The 17,581-nt window shown below is 61.7% G+C and carries 10 protein-coding genes; 2 read left to right on the top strand and 8 right to left on the bottom strand.

Annotation, left to right across the window (positions count from 1 at the left end):
- Positions 1-35 precede the first annotated feature (35 nt).
- The 5 genes from BZK31_RS15530 to BZK31_RS15550 are packed head-to-tail and all read right to left on the bottom strand — an operon-like array spanning position 36 to position 5,043.
- Positions 36-749, bottom strand: coding sequence for an ABC transporter ATP-binding protein (locus BZK31_RS15530; protein ID WP_083183845.1), 714 nt, complete (start codon positions 747-749; stop codon positions 36-38).
- Entirely contained in the window at positions 746-1,594 is an 849-nt protein-coding gene (locus tag BZK31_RS15535; protein ID WP_083183846.1) for an ABC transporter ATP-binding protein, read from the bottom strand. The genes BZK31_RS15530 and BZK31_RS15535 overlap by 4 nt, the downstream gene beginning before the upstream one ends.
- Positions 1,587-2,438: an ABC transporter permease gene (locus tag BZK31_RS15540; RefSeq protein ID WP_083183847.1), complete on the bottom strand. Its 852-nt coding sequence runs from the start codon at positions 2,436-2,438 to the stop codon at positions 1,587-1,589. Before BZK31_RS15540 ends, BZK31_RS15535 begins: the two co-directional genes overlap by 8 nt.
- Entirely contained in the window at positions 2,435-3,469 is a 1,035-nt protein-coding gene (locus BZK31_RS15545; RefSeq protein ID WP_208617207.1) for an ABC transporter permease, read from the bottom strand. The genes BZK31_RS15540 and BZK31_RS15545 overlap by 4 nt, the downstream gene beginning before the upstream one ends.
- A complete protein-coding gene (locus BZK31_RS15550; protein ID WP_083183849.1) occupies positions 3,466-5,043 on the bottom strand; it encodes an ABC transporter substrate-binding protein in 1,578 nt (525 codons plus the stop codon). Before BZK31_RS15550 ends, BZK31_RS15545 begins: the two co-directional genes overlap by 4 nt.
- 265 nt (positions 5,044-5,308) lie before the next feature.
- Between BZK31_RS15550 and metE the strand changes: the two genes are divergently transcribed.
- Together metE and BZK31_RS15560 are read left to right on the top strand one after the other, a co-directional pair.
- Positions 5,309-7,618: a 5-methyltetrahydropteroyltriglutamate--homocysteine S-methyltransferase gene (metE, locus tag BZK31_RS15555; RefSeq protein WP_083183850.1), complete on the top strand. Its 2,310-nt coding sequence runs from the start codon at positions 5,309-5,311 to the stop codon at positions 7,616-7,618.
- A 293-nt stretch (positions 7,619-7,911) separates the two neighbouring features.
- The gene (locus BZK31_RS15560; protein WP_083183851.1) at positions 7,912-8,580 is read left to right on the top strand and encodes a helix-turn-helix transcriptional regulator; all 669 of its coding nucleotides are present in this window, start codon (positions 7,912-7,914) and stop codon (positions 8,578-8,580) included.
- 13 nt (positions 8,581-8,593) lie between these two features.
- Here BZK31_RS15560 and BZK31_RS15565 read toward each other — a convergent pair whose 3' ends face one another.
- The 3 genes from BZK31_RS15565 to BZK31_RS15575 form a co-directional block, all read right to left on the bottom strand.
- Complete coding sequence (locus tag BZK31_RS15565; RefSeq protein WP_083183852.1) at positions 8,594-10,597, bottom strand: MacB family efflux pump subunit; 2,004 nt, start codon at positions 10,595-10,597, stop codon at positions 8,594-8,596.
- Between the two features lies 1 nt (position 10,598).
- On the bottom strand, positions 10,599-11,750 hold the full coding sequence (gene macA, locus BZK31_RS15570; RefSeq protein WP_083183853.1) for a macrolide transporter subunit MacA: 1,152 nt from the start codon (positions 11,748-11,750) through the stop codon (positions 10,599-10,601).
- Positions 11,751-11,871: 121 nt separating this feature from the next.
- On the bottom strand, positions 11,872-17,581 hold a 5,710-nt coding region (locus BZK31_RS15575; protein WP_157900749.1), incomplete at its 5' end, for a non-ribosomal peptide synthetase.

Here is a 17,581-nt window from a genome sequence, read left to right on the forward strand (position 1 = left end):
CCCTGTATCGCTCGTCACAGATGGGTCATCGGGCTTCAGGCGCCACCCGCCAGATGAGACAGGGCGTCACGATCGAGGCGCTGCTGCACACGGCCCTGACTGATCAACAGCGCGCGGTCGCACAGGTGCGCGACGGTGTTCATGTCATGGCTGACCAGAATCATGGTCATGCCCGTCTCACGGCGCAGCGCTTGCAGCAGATTGAGTATTTCCGCCTGCACGGTCATGTCCAGCGCCGACGTCGGCTCGTCCAGCAACAGCAATCCGGGGTTCAATTGCAACGCACGGACAATCGCCACCCGCTGTCGTTGACCGCCGGACAATTGGTGCGGATAGCGATCAAGTGTTTCGGCAGGCAGCCCGACATGCTCCAGTGATGCGATAAGGCTGGCGTCGTCGAACGGCAAGCCATTGACTTGCCTTGGCTCGCGCAGACTGCGACGAATCCGGTGCAGCGGATGCAGCGACGCATAAGGGTCCTGAAACACCATTTGCACCTGCTGACGCAATGCGCCCTTGAATGCGCGCTGTGCCACGAGCGGCTGCCCGAGCAGTTGCACCTGGCCTTGCCAGTTGCGGTGCAATCCGGCAAGCACCCGCAACAGGGTCGACTTGCCGGAACCGGAACCGCCAATCAGACCAAAACATTCGCCGGACCCGATCTGCAATCTGTCGATTTCCAGTGCGGTGAAATGGCCGGTTCCGCGCTTGAAGGTGACATTCAGATGGTCAATATCCACCGCGTTCATGACAGTTCCTCGATCAGACTGCGGTCCAGAGTCGGCAATGCATGACCATACGTCAGCGCTGAAGGCTGACAACTCCACAGCGTACGCGTGTAGGGATTGTTCGCCGCGGCCAATTCCGTAGCGCGGCAGCGGTCGACGATGGTGCCGCGGTACATGACCAGCGCCCGGTCGCAGTATCGCGCCACCAGCGGCAGGTCGTGACTGATCAGCAATAAGCCCATGCCGCGTTGCTCGACCAGCCCCAGAATCAATTCGAGCATCTGGTCCCGAAGATTGCTGTCCAGCGCCGAGGTAGGTTCGTCGGCGATCAGCAACCTGGGATCGTTGATCAGCATCGCCGCCAACATCACGCGCTGGCCCATGCCTCCGGACAATTCGTGCGGGTAACGGTCGTACAGCGCCTGCGGATTGGGCAGGCCGACGGCGTCGAGCATATCCAGCACTTTCTCTCGACGCTCACGACGCCCCAGACGGGTGTGCAGTACCAGTGTTTCCTCGACCTGAGTGCCGATTCTGAGCACCGGATTGAGCGAGTATTTAGGGTCCTGCAACACCAGTGAAAGCCGTGTGCCGCGCAGACGCTGCCATTGGCGGGGGCTCAGACCACGCAAGTCCTCACCGGCCAGACTCAACTGTTCGGCCCTTACCTGGCCCGGGCGGGCAACCAGGCCCATGATCGCCCGGGCAGTCAGCGATTTGCCCGAACCTGATTCTCCGACCAGTGCGACCTTTTCGGTGCCGACGGTAAAGTCGATGCCCTTGACCACTTCGATCGGTTGCGCCTCAGGGCCGGGAAACGCGATGCGTAGACCGCGTACTTCGAGTAACGATGATTCATCAGCCATGACGGGGATCCAGTGCGTCGCGCAGGCCGTCGCCCAGCAGGTTGAACGACAGGCTCGTCAGCAAGATGGCCATGCCGGGGGCTGCGGCGACCCACCATTGATCGAAGATCACCCGACTGCCCTCGGCCACCATCGACCCCCATTCCGCCATCGGCGGTTCGACACCCAGTCCGAGAAAGCCAAGCCCTGCGGCAGCGAGAATGATGCCGCCCAGGTTCAATGCCACGCGCACGATCACCGAAGGCAGGCACAGCGGCAACACATGTCCGATCAGCAGACGCCAGCCTCGTATGCCCTGTAAATGCGCGGCTGCCAGGTAATCGCTGTTGCGCAGCACGCTGGTTTCCGCCCGTGCCTGACGTGCATAGGCCGGCCAGGCCGTCAGGGACAACGCCAGCGCGCCATTCAGCAGACCGGGGCCCAGAATTGCCACGAACGCCAGGGCCAGTACCAGTTGCGGAAACCCCATGACCACGTCGGTCACACGCATCAGCACCCGTTCAGTCCAGCCACCATAGAAGCCTGCCGTCACGCCGATCAAGACACCGATCGGCAGCGTCAACAGCAACACCAGTGAGACCAGCAATAAAGTAGGCCGTGTGCCATGCAGCAATCGGGTGAACAGATCCCGGCCGAAGGCGTCGGTGCCCAGCCAGTGCGTCGTCGAGGGCGGCAGCAGGCGTTCCTGAATGTTCTGTGCATTCGGATCAAAGCCACTCAACAGCGACGCGAACACTGCAACCAGGACCAGCAGGCCGATCATCGACACGCCGAGCGTCAGTGCTGGCGAGCGACGCCAAAGGCCCGAAACAGAAACGCCATTCAGCGGTATGGAAAGACTCATGACACCCCTCGCGTGCGCGGATCGATCATTGCGGCCAAGACATCGGCGACGCCGTTGACCACCACGAAACACAGGCCGATCACCAGTGTGCTACCCAGAATCGCCGGCACATCCCCGGCAAACAGTGCGGTCGTCAGGTAGCGCCCGATGCCCGGCCAGGCGAACACCGTCTCGGTGAGAATCGAGCCTTCCAGCAGACTCGCATAAGACAATGCCACCACCACGACCAGCGTCCCGGACACATTGGGCAAGGCGTGGCGCAGCAAGACCCGGCCACGCCCTGCCCCTTTGGCCAGTGCAGTGACTACGTATTCCTTGCCCATCTCGCCCAGCAACGCCGAGCGCGTCATGCGGCAAATCCCGGCCATGGAATGAAAGGCCAGCACCAGCACGGGCAGCACCAGATGAGCGAAAGCATTGGCCAGCGCACCTGTTTCGCCCGATCGCCAGGTGTCCCACAGCATCCAGCCGCTGCTGAGCTCGATGCTGTACAGAAACGAGTCGTCCAGTCGCCCCGGCCCGCCTGCCCATTGCAGACGGGCATAGAACAGCAGAAGCATGAGCAGCCCGAGCCAGAATATCGGCACCGAATAGCCAATCAGCGAAACCAGCCTCGCCGCCCCGTCGACCCAGCCGCCCGGTCGCCAGGCGGCCAGCAACCCTAGCGACAGGCCAAGGCTGCTGCCCAGCAGGATGGCCAGCGTGGCGAGTTCCAGCGTGGCGGGCACGGCGCGACTCAGGCCCTGCATCACCGGCTGGCCGGACGTAACGGAAACACCCAGATCACCGTGCCGCAGATCGTTCAGGTAATGAACGAACCGCGCCGGCCATGCTTGATCCAGCCCCAGGTCACTGCGCACCTGAGCCAGTGTCGATTCACTGGCGTGATCGCCGGCAATCCGCAATGCGGGATCGACCGGCGACAAGTTGGTCAGCATGAAGGTGAAGAACAACAGGCCGATCAAGGTGACCGACAGCGACAGCACGCCACCGACAGCCACGTTGACCCTGCGCGACGCCCCTGCCCTCACTTGGATTTGCTCACCTGGTCGAAGTACGGCAACGACACAGTGAGGTTCTGCAGAACACCTTGCACACCTTCATGCACCGCCACCTGATTCTGCCCTTGCAGCGCGACCACGAAGGGCGAGCTGTCCTGCACCGCTTTCTGCAACTGGCCATACAGCGCGAGACGTTTTTGCGGGTCGCGTTCAGCTGCGGCTGCGCGGGTTTCCTGACTCAACTGCGGGATGTCCCACTGAGTTCGCCAGGCCAGGGTTTTCGGCCCGTTGGCCACGTTGTAGGTGAAGGTGCTGGCGTTCGAGTGCGGGTCCAGGTAATCCATGCCCCAGTAGGTGAAGATCAATTGGTAGTCACGACTGCGCATCTTTGCCCACAGTTCGCTTTCGACCAGTGGCCGTACCGAGATATCGATGTCGGCTTTGGCGAAACTGGACTGGAGCGCCTGGGCGATATCGGTGTAGGGCGGTTGGTTAAAGACGCTCAACTCCACTTTGGTGCCGGCTGCGATCCCACCGGCCTTGAGGATGGCCTTGGCTTTGTCCACGTCCAGCCTGAACGGCTTGTCGCTCAACGAGCCGGCAACGCCCGCCGGCAGAAATGCCTGATGCACGCTGTACTGGTTTTTCAACAGGTCTCTGGAAATGCCCTGATAATCCACCAGCCAGCGTGCTGCTTCCCAAAAAGCCGGATTCTTCAGTGCGGGAACCTGCGTATTGCCGGTGTTGACGCCCAGGTAGTAGATCATCGATGACGGGAAGCGCTGCACGCTCACGCCCTTCTGGGTTTCCAGCGCACTGAACTGGTCGGCGCCCAGATCGAACGCCAGATCGGCATCCCCTTGAACCACCAGCAGGCGCCGCGTCGCCGGATCGGTCACGTTCTTGATGACCACCGTCTTCAGCTTCGGCGCCTGAGCGGCATGCGGATTGGCCTGTAGCACCAGCGCTTCATGAGGGATGTAAGTGCGTAATGCATAGGCACCGGTCCCGGCGGAATGGTTTTTCAACCAGCCGTTGCCCAGGTCCGTGCCTTGCGCGTGCTTCTCGACTTCTGCCGCATCGACAATGAAACCCACCGGAGTCGCCGACAGGATGCTCAAGGCGAATGAGCTGCCCACCGCCGCAGGCCAGGTGATCTTGACGTGACGTTCATCGACGCGGGTCAGGAAGCTGTCGACGTTTTCCGCGGTCCAGCCCAACTCACCGAGAATGAACGCAGGCGTCTTGTTCAGCTTGACCACGCGGCCCAGTGAATAGATCACATCTTCCGGGCGCACCGGATTGCCGGAAGCGAATGTCGCACCGTCGCGCAGTTCGAACACCAGACTCTTGTCGTCACCGCCCGCCTCCCAACGCGCGGCCAGCGCCGGGACCAGACTGGAAGGATTCTGGCGGTCAGGCTCTAGCAGACGCTGGTAGATATTGGCCAGCGTGTTGGTCGCGGTGATCTCGAAACTCTCTGCCGGGTCGAGACTGGCGACATCGTCAATCGACCGCGCTACCACCAGTGTGTCCGGAGGCGTCAGCGCCCAGGCTGAACTGCTGAGTGTGATCGCCACTGCCAGTGCTGTCAGACGCCGCATCGGGTATTTCCTTATGAAGATGAGTTATTGGCGGATGACGATATAGCGCATTAAGTAATAAAAAAAAGACCGTTTAGTCATTAACTTATGCCGCTTGGCGATGAAAACATTTGCGCGTGACGGGTCATTGGTTCACTGCAAGACCACACTTCATGACACGTTAGAACATGAGTACTCTTCATGAAAAACAAGAAAACAATGAATTTGTCTCACGATCAGTCAATGCCGACAATGCACCCACTTATCGCACTGGAGATGTATTGCTATGGCATTGGCTCATTCCCTCGGCTTTCCCCGCATTGGCGCTGACCGAGAACTCAAGAAAGCGCTGGAAGCGTACTGGAAAGGCGACATCGATCAGCATGCGTTGCAGGCCGTGGGCCGCGATCTGCGCGCCCGGCACTGGGCATTGCAGCGTGATGCAGGCATAGAGCTGCTTGCTGCGGGCGACTTCGCCTGGTACGACCAGGTCTTGAGTCAGTCACTGACGCTTGGAGTGATTCCGCGGCGGTTTGCCTCGACACTGGACGCCAATGCGCTGCCGACGCTGGATACCTTGTTCGCAATGGCACGCGGCGCAAGTACGGCCTGCTGCGGTGAACATCCCGCGACGCAACATGCTCAGGAACTGACCAAGTGGTTCGACACCAACTATCACTATCTGGTACCCGAGTTCACAGCCGATCAGTCTTTCCGGCTGAGCTGGAACCAGTTGTTCGACGAAGTCGATGAAGCACGTGCATTGGGCCATGCCATCAAGCCCGTGTTGATTGGCCCGTTGACCTTTCTGTGGCTTGGCAAAGCCAAAGGGGATGACTTCAACAAGCTGCAGTTGCTGGATCGGTTGCTGCCGGTCTATGCCGAGATTCTCGAACGGCTGGCAGGCAAAGGCGTCGAGTGGGTTCAGCTCGATGAGCCGATCCTCGCGCTGGACCTGCCCGCCGACTGGCAGGATGCATTCGGACAAGCTTACCGGGCGTTGCAGGGTTCTTCGGTCAAGACCCTCGTCGCCACCTATTTCGGTGGTCTGGAAGACAACCTCGCGCTGGCTTCCCACCTGCCCGTCGACGGTCTGCACATCGATCTGGTGCGAGCCCCCGAGCAACTCGCTGGCGTGCTGGACGCCCATCCGGTCGACAAGGTGCTGTCGGTCGGCGTGGTCAACGGCCGTAATGTGTGGCGATGCGATCTGGACAAGGCGCTGACGCAACTGCACACGGCTCACCAGCAGTTGGGCGAGCGCCTGTGGGTGTCCAGTTCCTGTTCGTTGCTGCACAGCCCGGTGGACCTGGCGAGCGAAGACAGCCTGGACCCGGAGTTGAAAGAGTGGCTGGCCTTTGCCGTGCAGAAATGCGCTGAAATCGCGGTCCTGAGCAAGGCAACCGTCGATGCCAGCGCCCTCGACGTTCAGCAGGCGCTGCACGCCAGCCGAGCCGTACAGGCGAGTCGCGTGCGCTCGAAGCGAATTCACAAACCCGAGGTTCAGGCACGGCTGGCAGCGGTTGGCGCGGCCGACAGCCAGCGTCATTCCGCTTTCGCCCGGCGAATCGAACTGCAGCGCGCCCGATTGGCATTGCCGCCATTTCCGACGACCACCATCGGCTCGTTTCCGCAAACGTCCTCCATTCGTCTGGCGCGGCAAGCGTTCAAGCAGGGCAAGATTTCCGTAGGCGACTACACCGATGCCATGCACCATGAAATTCGTCATGCGGTGCAGGTTCAGGAGCGTCTGGGGCTGGACGTGCTGGTGCATGGCGAAGCCGAGCGCAACGACATGGTCGAATACTTTGCCGAACAACTGGACGGCTATGCATTCACCCGATTCGGCTGGGTTCAGAGCTACGGTTCGCGCTGCGTCAAACCGGCCATCATCGTCGGCGACCTGAGCCGCCCGCAGGCCATGACCGTGGAATGGATCCGCTATGCTCAGGCGCAGACCGACAAGATCATGAAGGGCATGCTCACCGGGCCGGTCACGATGCTGATGTGGTCATTCCCGCGTGAAGATGTATCGCGCAAGGTCCAGGCCCGACAGTTGGCGCTGGCCATTCGCGATGAGGTGGTCGACCTGGAAGCGGCCGGCATCAAAATCGTGCAGATCGATGAAGCCGCATTTCGCGAAGGCCTGCCGCTGCGACGCGCGCAATGGAACGAGTACCTCGACTGGGCCGTGGAAGCGTTCCGGTTGTGTGCTTCTGGCGTGCGCGACGACACGCAGATCCACACCCATATGTGCTACAGCGAATTCAACGACGTGATCGAATCCATTGCGGCCATGGACGCCGATGTCATTACCATCGAAACCTCGCGTTCGGACATGGAGCTGCTCGACGCGTTCGAAGCCTTCGACTACCCGAACGACATCGGGCCCGGTGTGTACGACATTCACTCGCCGCGTGTGCCTGAAACCGCCGAGATGGTGAACCTGCTGCGCAAGGCCGCCAGACGCATCCCTGCGCAACGGCTCTGGGTGAACCCGGACTGCGGATTGAAAACACGAGGCTGGCCGGAAACCGAAGCCGCGCTGGCGGGCATGGTTGCGGCGGCGCAGCAATTGCGCACTGAGCTGGCGTAGCGCTGCCCCAGGTCCCTGACACAAGGCTGTGTCGGGGGCCACCCGATAATGTCCCGGCGGCCGGCTTTCGGCAGCGGTTCAGGCCCGCCTTTGAGAACCGAAAGGCTGGTTTTTGACGCATCATCCCGGCAGTAAAAAAACAGTGCATGTCGGGAAACTTAATGTTTACATGCTCTAAATCGTCATCTTTTTCAGGTAGATTAGTTCAACTAACTAAGAATATTAGTGTGTGACCGGAAGCTGGTACGTGCGTCTTAGAGACGTCAGTAGTTCCGAAATCATGGATGAGAAAGATGACCCCTACACTACTTCCGCACATCGGCAGGGCCATAGCCAGCATCGGCAACAGCAACTTTTCGAGCATGTTTCATGCACTGATCAACACTCAGATCACGGTGGATGCCACGCACCTCTACTTGCTGCCCAGGCCTTGGCAATCGCCACAGGCCAGCGTCGCCACGGTATTCAATGAAACCGTGACATCGCCCCGCGCGGCCGCGCGCTTTACCGATTCGATCCAGCTCAACCCGGCTCAGGAATCACCCAGCTATTGCTGCAAGATCACGGCCTTTCGTGGTCGCCCGTCTCACGATTTTTCAGTCACCGAGCGTCGTCGTCTGGAAGATATATCGCCGCTGTTATTCTCGATTCTGGAAAAACATGTCGACGCCCTGCAGTTGAACACGCTCGAAGCTGAATCGAAGAAGCCCGAAGGCGTTGAAGACCGGTTCCACGAGCGCTTGCGTGAAACCGGCCTGATGCTGTCCGAACGCGAGCTGCAGGTCTGTCTTGGGCTGCTGGCTGGTCAGACCGCCGTGGAGCAGGCCGAACGTCTGGCGCTCAAGGTCAGCACCGTGAGCAGCTACCAGCGCCGCGCTGCGGTCAAGTTGGGGATCAGTGGCCGCAATTCGCTGATGCGCTGGATGTACGCCTCGCCCGAAGGTGTTTTCGCAGGGGTGTGAGTACAGCGATCGGTCAATCCCGTGCCAGCGCCTCGATAGGGTCCAGCCTTGCAGCGTTACGCGCTGGCACGAAACCGAACAGCACACCGATCAGCGTCGAACAGGCGAAGGCAGTCACCACCGAAGCCATCGAAAAGACCATTTCCCATTGTTTGACGAACAGCGTGAACAGGTAACCGATGCCATACGACAGGCCGATGCCGATCACCCCGCCGATCAGACAGACCATGACCGCTTCCACCAGAAACTGCTGACGGATATCCGACTGCCGCGCACCCACCGCCATGCGGATGCCGATTTCCCGGGTCCGTTCAGTCACCGACACCAGCATGATGTTCATCACCCCGATACCGCCAACCACCAGTGATATCACCGCGATCAGCGACAGTAGCAGCGTCAGCGAGCGACTGGTTTTCTGCACCGTCTGCATGACGCTGTCCAGGTTGTTGGTGAAGAAATCCTTGGTGCCGTGGCGTTGCAGCATCAAGGTCTTGATGTGCTCTTCCACCACTTTGCTGGGCATGCCGTCCTTGATACGCACGCTGATGCTGTCCAGATGGCGCTGGCCGAGTACGCGACCAGCAGCGGTTTCATAGGGCATCCAGATGTTGAGCGTGTTGCCGGCGATGAACAGGTTCTTGTGATCGCTGGTGACGCCGATCACGGTACAGGGCAGCTTGCCGATCAGAATCACTTTTCCGAGCGGATCGACGCCAGGGCCGAACAGGCGCTGAGCGGTGTTGTGGTCCAGCACCACGACCTGAGCCTGACGACGTGCATCCTGATCACTGAACGTGATCCCTGCCGCCAGCTGGATATTGCGCACCTGGAAATAGCGGCTGCTGACCCCGTTGAGCTGAGCATCGACGTCAATGTTGCGATAGCGGATCAGCATGCTTCTGCCGACCACCGGCGTGGCGCTGTCGATGTAATACAGCTGATTGAGCGCCGTGACGTCGGATGGCAGCAGCGTCTCGATCGACTTGGCCCGGCTGTCACCGAAATTGCTGCCGGCATAGATATCTATGGTGTTGCTGCCGATCGACTGAATGTCCTTGAGTACGTAACGCTTGGCCCCTTCGCCGATTGCCGAGATCGACACCACCGAAGTGATGCCGATGATAATGCCGAGCATGGTCAGCAACGTGCGCATGCGGTGCGAAATCAGCGCGATCCAGGCCATATTGAAGGCTTCACGAAACAGGCCGAAACTGGCGACCAGCCGACGTTGTGACGTGGCGGGCAGCGCAAGTTCAGGTTCGGCCATCACCCGGGCGGCGGGCGCGGTGCGCCGGTCGCTGATGATTTCACCGTCGCTGACTTCGATGATCCGCTGGGCGTTGGCTGCGACCTTGGGGTCGTGGGTCACCAGAATCACCGTATGACCGGCCGCATGCAGCTCCAGCAGGATACGCATGACTTCCTTGCCGCTGGCGGTGTCCAGTGCACCAGTGGGTTCGTCAGCAAGAATCACCTGTCCGCCATTCATCAACGCCCTGGCGATACTCACACGCTGTTGCTGACCACCCGACATCTGGCTTGGTCGATGTTCGAGATGCGCGCCCAGCCCCAGACGCGTCAGCAGCTGCTCGGCGCGCTCATGTCGGCGGGCTTGGGGCGTGCCGGCATACACCGCCGGAATCTCGGTGTTGTGCACGGCGTCCAGATGCGGCAATAAGTGATAACGCTGAAAAATGAAGCCGAAGTGGTCACGGCGCAGCGCTGCCAGTGCATCATCATCGAGGTCCCGGGTTTGCTGACCCGCGACCCGGTACGTGCCGCTACTGGCGTTATCCAGACAGCCGAGAATGTTCATCAGCGTGGATTTGCCCGAACCCGACGCGCCGATGATCGCTACCAGCTCGCCGGTATGGATCGTCAGGTCGATTTGCTTGAGAACAGTGACCTCGCGGTCTCCGGCCATGAAGCTACGGCTCACATTGTCCAGTCGCAGCAACGGTTCGTTCGTTTCAATCGCGGCTTTGTGCAGGTCGGCGATGTCTACCTTCTGATTCATGTCAGGCCCCTGCCACGACCGATGTCGGATCGCCGATCACCACCTGATCGCCTTCGACGAGCCCATCCTTGATCTCCACCTGCACGTTGTTGTTGATGCCGGTCTGCACCTTACGCTCCTGAGCGAAACCCTTGACGTCCAGCACGCGCACGATGGAGGTGCCCTGCGCAGTACGCGGACCAAGGGCTGCAACCGGTACAGCGATCGCATTGCGGGCGGTGCCGAGGACGATGCGGACCTGGGCGGTCATCGCGATGCGCAGCCGCTGATCGAGATTGGGCACCTCGAACAACGCGTTATAAAACACCGCCGAATTCTGCCGCGATGACGAGCCGCCGCTCTCGGTTTCCAGGTAATCCTGCGGCGCAGGCTCGGTACCGCGCAGCATGGCGTAGTAGCGCTTGTCTTCACCCAGGATCGTGAAATACACCTCTTGCCCCGGAGTGATGTGAATCACGTCCGCTTCGGACACCTGGGCCTTGATGGTCATCGTGTCCAGATCGGCGAGTTTGAGCAGTACCGGTGCGAGTTGCTGGGCAATCACGGTCTGGCCTTCCTGAGTCACGATGCCCACCACGTCGCCATCGATGGGCGCAATGATCCGGGTGTAGCCCAGATTCACTTTGGCCGTGTCGATCTGCACCTGAGCGCTTTTGATCTCGGCGTCCAGCGCGCGCACGTTGGCCTGCTGCATCTCATAGTCGGACTCGGCGCTTTCGAAGTCCTGTCGAGATACCGACTGATCGGTCTGTAATTGTTTGTAGCGGTCATAAAGACGCTTGGCCTGCTTCATCTGCGCCTGAGCGGAGTTTCGCTGAGCCTTGAGTTTTTCCTCGTCCACTTCGGCCTGACGCAAGGTGTTGCGCAGCACCAGCGGATCAATCTCGGCCAGCCACTGACCCTTTTTGACCTTGTCGCCCAGTTTGACCTTGAGCGACTTCAACTGCCCCGACACCTGAGCCCCGACGTCCACCTGTTTGATGCCTTCCAGCACGCCAGTGGCAAGCACTGCATTCTCGATGTCGCCGCGCTCGGCACGGGCGGTGATGTACGCGGGGGGCTTGGCCGGGGCCTCCACGGCATAGAAGACGGCGCCTGCTGTCAGCACCAACGCGGTGATCACTCCAACCTTGCGTAATTTCGACTTGTTCATAAATGCCTGCTGATCCTTGAGATCGCGCCCGCTGATGGAGCGCCTTTTTCGCGTTTTCCGTGCACCTGCCCCGGTGCCAGCCAATAACGACGCTGGCACCGGAAAACCTTCATTCACAAGGTCATGAGAGCGGTTCCCTGATGCCCAAGGCCTGGCCGTCGTACCACCAGGCCGCCAGGCTGTAGACGTCAGGGGTTTTGAGGATGCTGAAGTGGTCTCCCGGTCCGCTCCACAGCCTCAGTTGTGGCAATAACTGCTGCCAACCCTGCGTCATATCGGCTTGTTCGGCGCGATTGACCGCGGTATCCAGACCGGGATCGGTCAACAGCACCAGGCTGGCGGGCCCGGCGTAGCTTTCGACTGGCCGGTACTGGGTGCGCAACGCGCTCGAGAAGGTCCGCACAATGCCATTCAGCGCCTGCGGAGCAATCTTCGAAGACAGCAGACCAACACGCACCATGGCTTCGCGAAGCCGATGCAACTGGGTCGAATCGTCAGCGTTCGCGAAGACCTGCGGATCCAGTTCCAGATCCTTGCCGCTGGACAGTTGCAGCGCGTTGATCAGGCGCTGCAAGGCCGCCGTCGCGGTATAGGGCGTGCTGTCTGCGGCATTGCCTGGGGCTTCGCTGTCAATCAGGGTCAGCGAAAGCACGTCCCGGCCTTGGGCCTGAAGCCTGCTGGCCATGGCATGCGCCACCCAGCCACCGAAGGAATGCCCGACCAGATGCAACGGACCTTGCGGATACTGCTTCTCGATTTCCCGCACGTAGCATTGCGCCGCCGCCTCGACCCGGCTGTGAGGCACGGATCGCCCGTCAAGACCCCGCGCTTGCAGCCCGAAGATCGGCCAGTCCGGGCCTAGCGCTTCAGCCAGACCGATGAAGCTGGTGACGCTGTCACCGGCACCCGGCACGCAGAACAAAGGCGCTCGCCCACTCTGTCCGCTCTGGATCGCCAGCAAGGCCTGATAGACCGGAGCTGGCTGAGCAGCGTCCGGCCTGGTTGTCAGCGCGCTGCCAATGGCCTCGCCGAGCAGTTGAACGTGAGGCGCCTGCATCATGCTCATGTGATCGCCCGGTACGCTGACGCAGTGCAGTTGCCCGGCTGACACGACCTCGTCCCAGCCATAACTCCAGTCACGCACTGCGTCAGGCGCCGCAGTCGCCTCGGCCGCTGTGTTCAGCACCTGTTCGGCACGGAACAGGTGCACAGGCAGATTCAGCGGCTCCAGCCGGTAATGGGCCAGAGCATGGCCGTGCGCCAGTTCCCGCTCCAGGTAGTGCCGCAATTGCAGATCACTCGCCTGCGCCAGTTCCGGATACAGCAGCTGTTCGTCCCTGCACAGCTGCAACAGGTGCTCAAACATCGGCATATCAGGCTGTTCCTGCAAGGCCACCAGCCGCATCAGCGGCGTGACACCCTGGCTGCCTTGCGTCTGCCAGTACGCCGAACAGTGCGCCAGCAACTCGCGTTCGAGCAGATTCGGACCTTGCCAGCGTGCCTTGCCCTGATCGGTCAGGCGCGGCACATAACTGTCCAGCAGACCAAGGAAAGACACGTTTTCGTCCATGCCCAGCAACTGCGTGGCGACTTCGTACGCCAGTACGCCGCCGAACGACCAGCCCGCCAGGCGATAAGGCCCATGCGCCTGCACCGTGCGGATCCGTGCCACCAGCCGTGTTGCCAGCCCTTCCAGAGTCCTTGGTTGCGGCTGCCCCAGCGCGACGCCCGGCAAACCGTAGATCGGGAAATCACCCGGCAGGTGCAGCCCCAACACCGGGAAGTAAGCGTCCAGTCCCGTGAAGTCATGGATCAGGAACAACGGCGTTTCAGTGCCGCCCTCACGCACCGTGATCAGTTCCCGGACTTCGCTCGCCCCGTCGGCACGCCCTTCCAGCAACCCGGCCAGTGCGGCAACGCTTGGACGCTGGAACAGCTCGGCCAGACTCAGCGATAGACCGGATCTCTGCATCAGGCTGACCAGACGAATCGCCAGCAGCGAATGCCCACCCAGTTCGAAGAAACTGTCGTGACGCCCTACCCGCGCCACTTCCAGCACGCCTGCCCACAGTTCGGCCAGACGTTTTTCCAGCGGCGTTTCCGGTGCCTGATAAGACGCCGTCGCCAACGCCTCCAGACTTGGCATCGGCAGCGCCTTGCGGTCCACCTTGCCGTTTTGGGTCAGTGGCAGTGCGTCCAGCAACACATAAGCGGCGGGCACCATGTATTCCGGCAAACGCTCCGCCAGCCAGGCACGCAATGCCGTTGCTTCGAGCGATGCATCGCGTCGAGTGAAATACGCCACCAGACGCAGCCCCCCTTCTTCCAGACGCTGCGCCATGACCACGGCCTCACCGACGCCAGGGCACGACGCCAATTGCTGTTCGATCTCGCCCAGCTCGATGCGCACGCCACGGATCTTCACCTGATCGTCGTTACGGCCGAGGTATTCCAGCGTGCCATCGGCCAGCCAGCGCACCAGATCGCCCGAGCGGTACATCCGCGCATTCGGCCGGTGGCTGAACGGATCCAGCAGAAACCGCTCGGCGGTCATGTCCGGACGGTTCAGGTAACCGCGAGCGACACCGCTGCCGCCGATGTACAGCTCGCCAGGTACGCCCAACGGCACCGGCTGGCGATGTTCGTCCAGCACGTAAAGCCGTGCATGGGATACCGGGCGGCCGATGTGCAGCACTTCACCCGGCGTCATCTGGCCCGAACTGGCCACCACTGTGGTTTCGGTCGGCCCGTAGTTGTTGATCACCGCAAAGCCCGGATCGCGTGGAAACTGGCGCAAGCGGTCGCCACCGATCAGCAATGTGCGCAAAGTTGGATGGCGCAACTCGCGGCTGAACGCATATTCCGCCACCGGCGTCGGCAGGAAGGCGACCTGCAACGGCTGCGCGACCCACCAGTCGAGGAGCGCGTCGAGCTGTTCGTTGCCAATTTCCGCAGGTGGCAGGTGCAACGTCGAACCGGCACACAACGCTGGCCAGACTTCCCAGGCCATCGCATCAAAACCGAAACCGGCGACGCTGGCGGTGTGACTGCCGGCATGCAGATCGAACGCCTGGCAATGCCAGTCCACCAAATGGTTGAGGGCACGATGCTCGACCATCACGCCTTTGGGCAGGCCCGTGGAGCCCGAGGTGTAAATCACGTAGGCCAGATGGCCTGTGGTCAGCTGCGTAACCTGCGGATTGTCGGTGCGCAAAGGCCAGTCGGCGTGATCCAGTGCGATGACTGGCACGGTCAGGTCTTGCACGCGTGCCAACAGGTCCGCTTGGGTCAGCACGACCGCTGGCGCGCTGTCTTGCAGCAGATAGCCAATGCGCTCGCCCGGATGCGCGGGATCGACCGGCACGTAACCGGCACCGGCTTTGAGCACCGCCAGCAGACCGATCAGCGTGTCCAGCCCGCGTCGGGCCATGACCGCAACCCGGTCATCAGGACGTACGCCCAGGCCAATCAGATGATGGGCCAGTGCGTTGGCTCGTTGGTTCAACTGCTCGTAGCTCAGGCGCTGATCACCCACCTGCCCGGCGACGGCATCAGGCGCGAGCGCTGCCTGACGCTCGACACGCTGGTGGATAGTGAGCTCGCTGTCGGCCTCGATGCGAGTGGCGTTGAAGCCCTCCAGCAATTCGGCTCGCTCGGTTGCAGGCAGCAGATCCAGGGTTTCCAGAGCACGTTGCGGTGTCTGCGCCAAGGTGTGAACCAGGCTTTCCACGGCGCGCAGCATGTAAGCGCAGACCCGGCGTGCGTCGATTCCGGCCGAAGTCAGCGCGGTCAGGTCGAACCCTTCACCCAGATCGTCGACGCTCAGAGTCAGCGGGTAGTTGCTGCGCTCTTGCGCATTCAGCAACTCGATACCTTGCCACGCGGCACTGGCGCTCGCGTTATCGGCTTGAGGTACCGCGCTGTGGCGATAGTTGAGCAATGCACTGAACAGCGGTGCACCGGCTGGCAGCGCGCTGCAGCGCTGGGCGAGGGCCAATGGTGCATGCTCGTGGGCCAGCAATCCACTGAGGCGACGATGCGCTTGCTGCACAGCGTCCTGCGCCGACTTGCCAGCCAGATCGATGCGCAACGGCAAGGTGTTGATGAACACCCCCAGCGTACGTTCGACGCCTTCACCTCCCTGCAACCGACCGAGCAGAACGGTGCCGAACACCACCGTGTCGCGCCCGGACAACCGGCCCAGCACCTGCGCCCAGGCCAGATGCATCAGGCTGGCTGCGCTGACCCCGAGCACGCGGGCCTGATCGCGAACCTGACGGCTCAATCCGGCATCCAGCCGTTGCCGGGCCTCACCCGGCACTTGCGCGCCCGGCAACCCGCCCTGACCGTAAGGCAGCGTCGGTTCGTCGAGATCGCCCAGCTGTTCACGGAAGAAGGTTTCATGGGTTTGATCGCCCTGTTCCCGCAAAGTGTGAGCGATGTAATTGCGATACGGCACCGGCGCAGGCAGGTCCGCTTCCTGATCGAGCAATAGGGCTTGCAGCTCATGGCTCAGCAGTTCCAGCGCCATGTGGTCCATGATCAGGTGATGGAACAGCAACACCGCGATAATCCGCCCGTGGTCCGGGTCCTGGGCATGTATCAGGCGCAACAGCGGCGCCTGCTCCAGTCCAAGCGGCGCAGTATCTGCCAAGGCCTGTGGTTCCACTTCGATCACGGTCAGCTCAGCATGGCGCCACACGACTTGCACCGGGGCTTCAAGCCCCTCCCAGCACAACGAAGTGCGTAGCACATCGTTGCGGGCGATAACCCGTTGCAGCGCAGCGCAGAACGCATTCAGGCGCGCACGGTCGGCAAAGGCAAACCGGGCCTGCAATTGATACGGATCGTCGCCGCCAGCTGACAGGTGGTGATAGAAAATACCTGCCTGCAACGGCCCCAGCGGGTAGATATCCTGCACATTCGCCACGCCACCGGGCACGCTGGCGACGATCCGGTCGATATCGCTCTGGTCCAATGCCACCAGCGGCAGCAGGTCCGGTGTAATGCGGGAGCAATCGGCCTCGATCAGGTTCGCAGGGACACGCGCCTGATCAGGGCTGCCGATCGCACTTGCCAGTGCGGACAGCGTGGGTTGCGCGAACAGCGTGCGAATGTCGGCATCCAGCCCTTGGCGACGCATCTGCGCGATCAGGCTGACAGCCAGCAGCGAGTGCCCGCCCAATTCGAAGAAGTGATCGTGACGACCGACCCGCTCGACCTGCAGCAACTCGCTCCAGAGATCAGCCAACGCGCTTTCTACCGCGCCATGCGGTGCTTCGTAATCGCGACCTGGCAGTGCTTCGCGGTCCGGCGCTGGCAAGGCACGACGATCGACCTTGCCATTGGCGGTCAACGGCCAGGACGCCAGGCGTACAAAGGCGCTCGGCACCATATAGCCCGGCAGCACCGCCAGCAGTGCGGCCCGCAGCTCGGAGACCGGGGTCGACAACGCGCCGTCACGCTCAATGAAATAGCCCACCAGCCTCGGCTGCCCCGGCTCGTCCTCACGGGCCAGCACCAGGGCCTCTTCGATGCCCGGCAACCGGCCCAGCTGGCTTTCGATCTCGCCCAGCTCGATGCGCACGCCACGGATCTTCACCTGATCGTCGTTGCGGCCCAGGTACTCCAGCGTGCCGTCGGCGTTCCAGCGCGCCAGGTCGCCGGTGCGGTACATCCGCGCCCCGGCCTCGGGACTGAACGGATCCCGCAGGAAGCGCTCGGCGGTCAGCGCCGGACGGTTCAGGTAACCACGCGCCACGCCGTCACCGGCCACGTACAGCTCGCCCGCCACGCCCTGTGGCACCAGCTGCTGACGCGCGTCAAGCAGG

This window comes from Pseudomonas floridensis, assembly GCF_002087235.1.
Lineage (GTDB): Bacteria > Pseudomonadota > Gammaproteobacteria > Pseudomonadales > Pseudomonadaceae > Aquipseudomonas > Aquipseudomonas floridensis.